Raw genomic sequence first — 536 nt, 5'->3', positions numbered from 1 at the left:
GCGATGGCGATTCATAAACCATTCGTCGTCGCGATAAACGTTAGTAATGATGTCCGGATTGTCGTTGACTACGCCAAACAGATCGCTGGCAATGTCGCGATCCAGGTTATGAGCAAAAATCAGATTACCATCCAGATCGTGAACGCGCGCACCATTGGAGGTAATCATGTAAGACTTAATCTCCAGATTATCGCGAATTTGCCCCACATCAACGTGGTGACGACCGGTCGCAAACACAAAGTTGATGCCGCGCGCGGTGAGCAGCTTCAGAGTTTCTTTGGCGTAAGGGGATAACGTATGGTCGGGAGAAAGTAACGTGCCATCTAAATCAGACGCAACAACCTGGTACATAAGAAATTTAAACCTCTGTAGAGCGGTTTCCGCTGGGTGAGTTATGCCTGTTGAAAAAATCAACGATGGCGTGGAGCGCGACTGAGCGCATTGCGTCCTTTTCAAAAAGGATCTCATGGTAAGCACCTTTAATTACCAACGGCCGTCCTCCTTCGACAGGATGGCCCGCGGCGGTGCGGAATTCA

1 protein-coding gene is annotated in these 536 nt (G+C 49.4%); it reads right to left on the bottom strand.

Going from position 1 to position 536, the window contains the following annotated elements:
- Nucleotides 1-351 (bottom strand): HAD-IIB family hydrolase (locus tag K0039_RS24855; RefSeq protein WP_228106795.1); only part of this gene is annotated, 351 nt, incomplete at its 3' end.
- Nucleotides 352-536 lie beyond the last annotated feature (185 nt).

The organism is Terrisporobacter mayombei, from assembly GCF_020748465.1.
GTDB classification, from domain to species: Bacteria; Bacillota; Clostridia; order Peptostreptococcales; family Peptostreptococcaceae; genus Terrisporobacter; species Terrisporobacter mayombei.
Note: the sequence above shows the minus strand (reverse complement) of the source record. Positions and strands in the feature narration are given on the sequence as shown.